Source organism: Rhodopirellula maiorica SM1 (assembly GCF_000346295.1).
Lineage (GTDB): Bacteria > Planctomycetota > Planctomycetia > Pirellulales > Pirellulaceae > Novipirellula > Novipirellula maiorica.
Window position 1 is genome coordinate 1 of sequence record NZ_ANOG01000764.1, and the last position, 5,439, is coordinate 5,439.

Genomic DNA, 5,439 nt, shown 5'->3' on the forward strand with positions numbered 1-5,439 from the left:
TCGACGAAGCCGACGGTCAACCGCATCACCTATATGGGCGATCATGCCCCAGCTCCGCACCCATCCCGATTTGGCCGATGGTCGATCGGTGGTGGTCGAAGTTGGTGGCGGCAATACCGAATTGTTGGTCATCCGCAGCGGCAATGTCCTGCACAGCCAATCGTATCGTTTGGGGTCGCTGCGGCTGTTGCAACTGCTTGATCAAGCCAATGTGTCGGTCACGCGACGACGGAATTTGTTAGAAAGCCACATTCGGCGGATCTTAGACATGATCGTCGAAGAGGTGCATTCCGATGCGATGATTCATCTGGTGGCCTTCGGTGGCGACATGCGTTTCGCCGCGCATCAATTGCTTGATGGTTGGGATGGCACGTCACTGGCCCAGCTGTCGACGGATCGCTTGATCGAATTTACAAACGAAGTGCTGAAGCTTGACGAAGACGCGATCGTGAAACGATTCGGAGCTAGCTTTATCGAGGCCGAAACGCTTGGCCCAGCACTGCTTGCCTATTCGATGTTGGCTCAAGCGTTCAATCAGACCCACGTCTACGTTTGCGACACCAATTTGCGTGACGGGTTGTTGCGTGATATGGCGATCGGTGGCGAGTGGACTGCCGAATTTCGCAATCAAATTGTCCGCTCGGCAATCACGCTCGGGCGACGATTCGATTTCGATGAAACTCATGCACGCAACGTTGCCGAGTTGTCACGGAAATTGTTTGAACAATTGGTCGCCGAACACCAATTGGATCAGCGGCACGAAGTGATTCTGCACGTTGCAGCACTGTTGCACGAAATTGGGTTGATGATCAATGTTCGCAGCAACCACAAGCATGCTTTGTACGTCATCCGCAACAGCGGATTGTTTGGATTGTCCAAGAGCGAGTTGTTGCAAGTCGGTTTGGTGGCTCGTTATTATCGCCGCGCCTCACCTCAACCATCTCACGAAGGATATGGATCGCTGGAGCGCGAGGACCGTGTCATTGTGGCTAAATTGGCGGCGATTCTGAGGCTGGCGATCGCGCTCGATGATACTCGAAGCGGACGAATTCGCGAGATCGAATGCACTCGCGAAGGACGGCAACTCGTTATTAACGTGCCCGGCGTGGACGACGTTTCCCTTGAACAAATTGCGATGCGTCAAAGCTCGGGACTGTTCCGCGATGTGTTCGGGATGCAAGTGTTGTTGCGTAGCGGCCGTTAGTTCAAGACATCAACACCGTTACTTGATTGATTACAATGGATGCTTGGCGAAACGTTCTCGTTTCGACTTTCCCCCTCCGGGGCGTCGTTATTCGCTTGGTGCATTCCCCGTCATTCAACCCAATTCGGACTCAAAAAGAGTCCGATGAAAATACGTTCGTCGCTACCGCTCACGAACCGCAGAGGCATGTAAATGAGTTTTTCTAATGACGTTGCGGCGTTGATCAAATCTATCAGTATCTTCGGGAGTCTGGTTTTGGCGTTTTTCATTCGCAGTGAGGCCACTGCTGCCGACGATCTGTATGCGATATTGCGAGAGCGTTTGGTCGAAGACCGGATTGCATCGGCCGGAGTCAAAGACTCACGCGTGCTCGATGCGATTCGCAATACCGAGCGACACGAGTTCGTGCCCAAGAGTCAACGAGAGCGGGCCTATTTGGACATGGCGCTGCCGATTGGCGGTTCGCAAACGATCAGCAGCCCCTTCACCGTGGCTTCGATGACCGAGGCGATCGAGCCCGAGTCGACCGATAAAGTGCTCGAAATCGGCACCGGCAGCGGTTATCAGGCCGCCGTGCTGAGCCCCTTGGTCGAGCACGTTTATTCGATCGAGATCGTTGATGAATTAGGACGCAAAGCCGCGGAGACGCTCACTCGTTTGGGGTACGAGAATGTGTCGACGCGAATTGGCGACGGTTTTCTCGGCTGGCCCGATGCCGCACCGTTTGACAAGATCATCGTCACCTGCAGCCCTGAATCAGTGCCGCTGCCGTTGATCGAACAACTCCGCGAAGGCGGACTAATGATCATTCCGGTGGGGCAACGCTATCAGCAGACGTTGTACCGGATGCAAAAGGTGGACGGTAAATTGGTCCGGCAAGCTTTGCACCCCACCCTGTTTGTCCCCATGACCGGCGAAGCCGAAGAGGGACGCCAGCAGTTACCCGATCCCACTAATCCGGTGGTCGTCAACGGAAATTTCGAGACGCTGCCGAGCCAAAAACAGAGTTCGATCGAAGATTTTGTTCCCGGGTGGTACTACGGACGCCAAGTCCGCCAGGTTACTCCGGCTTCGGAATCCGACAGCGGGGGAACGCAGTCGTCGTCGGGATCGCCACGCGCGACCGTGCCCGAGGGGGAAACGTTCGTGCGATTCGAGAACGAGACATCGGGACTAAGTTCGCATTTGTTGCAAGGCATCGCGATCGACGGACGTGAAGTGTCCATGATCCGGTTGAGCGGACGCGTGCAGGTTGAAGACGTCAAAATTGGCCCCGATCCTGAATCGCTTCCGATGATCGCAATCAGCCTGTACGACGAACAGCGGCGTGATCTGGGGGCCTATTGGATCGGTCCATTTCGCGGCACTCGGTCCTGGCGTGACGTCAGCCGTTTAGTACGCATCCCTCATCAGACTCGCGAGGCGATCTTGCGGATTGGATTGTTCGGAGCGACGGGCAAGGCGGAGTTCGACGCCGTTGCTATCGAGAAAGTGGATTAGATTCTCACTTGCCTCCTCCTTTTTATTGTGCCCCGGTGTGGCGTTTTGACTCAGTCTGAGCCGCTCGTTGCTGGACCGAATAACTTGCAGGGACGCGGAAAATATCTCAATTCTGCTGCTAAAACCGTCTTTTCTGTCGGCTTCCTCCCGTTTTCGGAATGTCGAAATCCGGTGCGAGGGTTGCTAACCTTAAGGTGTGCGGGTGGTTTCGTTGCCGCCCTAGCGTGTCTGTGATCGGTAAATTTTGCCTAGGCTGCTTGTTTCCCGCATTTCAACGGTTATTCTACCGCTGATACCAATCGTATCGGATATCGCTACAAGGCTTTCATAACGCGTTCAAAAATCGACGGAGGGGATTGAATTGGCTATCAGGCATTTCCAGGTTTTGACCATCACCGCATCGGTGGTCCTATTCTCAAGCTTGCCGAATTCGGTTCAGGCAGGAGGTTCATGGGGAGGCAGCTACGGCTCGTCCGGTGGCTATTCTTCTTCGGGTGGCTCCTCCGGCGGAGGATTGTTAAGTCATCGAGCTCGCCGGTATTCGGCTGGCTCAAGTGGCGGGGCCAGCGGCGGTTCGTCCGGCGGGTACTATAGTGCCTCAAGCGGCGGCTCCAGTGGTGGATCCTCGGGCGGATCAAGTGGCGGTTCTTCCGGTGGGTACGCGGCCTCCTACGCCTCGAGCGGCAGTTCGGGCGGCAGCTCCGGTGGATCTTCCGGCGGACACGTTGGCCCGATCCGTCGACTGATCGCGAAGATGCACGCCAAGCACGCAACGCGTGGCAGCAGCGGTGGAGCGAGCAGCGGTGGGTCAAGCAGCGGTTATACCGCTAGCTACAGCAGCCACGGCAGCTCGGGTGGCAGCTCGGGTGGCAGCTCCGGCGGATCCTCCGGTGGGCGTCATGTCCGTTATGCGAGCTATTCGCTGAGCTCCGGTGGATCGTCCGGCGGGTCTTCGGGCGGATCGTCTGGCGGCGTGATCTACGGTCACTACTCGAGCCCGATTTCCTCGGGTGTCGATGCGGGTTACGAATCTCCGGTCATCGAATCGGGCTACGAAACATACTCGGCCCCGATCCAAGGCACGATCATCGACAGCAGCCATGACTCGGGCGTCAGTGCCCCGGTGCAAAGCTCCGACGACCAATCGGCATCGTCCGCAACCGAATCGATCAACGATTCGACTCGTTACGAATCGGCCAAGCCAAGCATCGAGCAAGATTCGGCGCTTTTGACTGTGGCAGTGCCAAGTGACGCGACCGTCACGGTGAACGGTCATGCCACAACTAGCGAAGGCAATATTCGTCAGTTCATGTCTCGCGGGTTGAAGGATGGTTACGTTTACACCTATGTGGTCAACGTCGATTACACCGTCAATGGCGAGACGCAATCGGATTCAAAGGAAGTCAAACTTCGTCCCGGCGATATCGAGCAGATCGTATTCGACTTGAACGAAGCCAGCGACACTGCGAACGCCGAAGACAACGTGGCTGCGAAGACCGACGAAGTGATTACGGTTGTGAAGTTGCATGTGCCCGAAGACGCAAAAGTCATTCTGGCTGGCAATGAAACCGCAGGACAAGGTTCGATTCGTACCTTCCGCACCAACCAATTGAAGGTGGGTGAACAGTGGAGTGGTTACACCGTCCACGTTACCGCGATCGTCAATGGTCAACCGATCAGCAAAGAACGCACGGTCGACGTGATTGCCGGTGGTACGACGGAACTCGAGTTCGAATTCGATAATTCGTCGATTGCCCAGCGTTAATTTTGCGGATTGCATTTCGTCTTAAAACGGAAAGCAAATCATCGATCAGCCGCGTTCTCCTTTCGAGAACGCGGCTTTTTGTTTGGCTGTTCACTATCCGGGCAGTGAACGCATCTGTACTTCCACGCGTCCCGGACTAACTTAGAACGGTCTACTTTATCCATGCTTTCGGGGAGCTCCCTTAGCGAAATGTCGTCCGAAGAAACTCCTCAGGTGTCGCCACGCATTCGATGGGTCCTGTCGATCCTGGTGTGTGCTCATCTGATCGCCCTTGTCTTGCCTCCTCTCGCTTTCCAGACTCGTGGTGCGTTGGGCGATTCACCGTCGGTACAGACTCTGATGTCGATGGTACGTGGTTACACGCAGTTCCTGTATATCGACCGGGGGTACGCTTTCTTTGCTCCCGATCCGGGACCAAGCCATCTGATTCAAGCCGCGATCACCGATGCATCGGGCGAGGTCGACGAGAGGATGATTCCGAGTCTGGATGATCAATGGCCGCGTCTTCTTTATCATCGTCATTTTATGTTGGCTGAATATTTAAGCGAGATCTATCAGCCGCCAACTCCGTCCGAAGAGTTTGCGGAATTGGATCCAGTCGGGGCGCAGTTGTGGGAACAATCGCGTGCTCGTTACGAGTACGTTCGCCAATCAATCGTTGATCATCTGCAACACAAAAACAATGGTCGACGCGTGGTGATTCGTCGTCTTGAACATGCTTTGCCTGGTTTCATCGAACTTGCCAATGATCCCATCCCGCTGAACGATCCGCGGCTCTATCGCGTGTTGCGTGACCAAGCCTTTGATCCCGAACAAACCAACGACACATCAAGTAACCTTCCGGAGGCGATTCCGGCGCCGAAAAATGTTCAGCCCGACGACGAATCAAGTTCCTCGGGTGTAAGCGAATCCGAATCTGCAACGCCGAATCCGCCACCCGCGGCCGGTTCCGAGATTGACTCAGAGGCCG

General features: G+C 55.4%; 4 protein-coding genes. All 4 read left to right on the forward strand.

What is annotated here, in order from left to right:
* On the forward strand, positions 1-1,204 hold a 1,204-nt coding region (locus RMSM_RS24770; RefSeq protein ID WP_236622289.1), incomplete at its 5' end, for a Ppx/GppA phosphatase family protein.
* 192 nt (positions 1,205-1,396) lie between these two features.
* Positions 1,397-2,704, forward strand: a complete 1,308-nt coding sequence (locus RMSM_RS24775) for a protein-L-isoaspartate(D-aspartate) O-methyltransferase (RefSeq protein ID WP_008702974.1) — start codon at positions 1,397-1,399, stop codon at positions 2,702-2,704.
* 361 nt (positions 2,705-3,065) lie between these two features.
* Positions 3,066-4,469 (forward strand): TIGR03000 domain-containing protein, encoded by a 1,404-nt coding sequence (locus RMSM_RS24780; RefSeq protein ID WP_236622290.1) that lies wholly within the window; start codon positions 3,066-3,068, stop codon positions 4,467-4,469.
* A gap of 189 nt (positions 4,470-4,658) precedes the next feature.
* On the forward strand, positions 4,659-5,439 hold a 781-nt coding region (locus RMSM_RS24785; RefSeq protein WP_052031795.1), incomplete at its 3' end, for a hypothetical protein.

What these genes read in the sequence shown, in the direction of transcription:
- RMSM_RS24775 (WP_008702974.1), top strand. Translation starts at nt 1,397, where the DNA reads ATGAGTTTTTCTAATGACGTTGCGGCGTTGATCAAATCTATCAGTATC.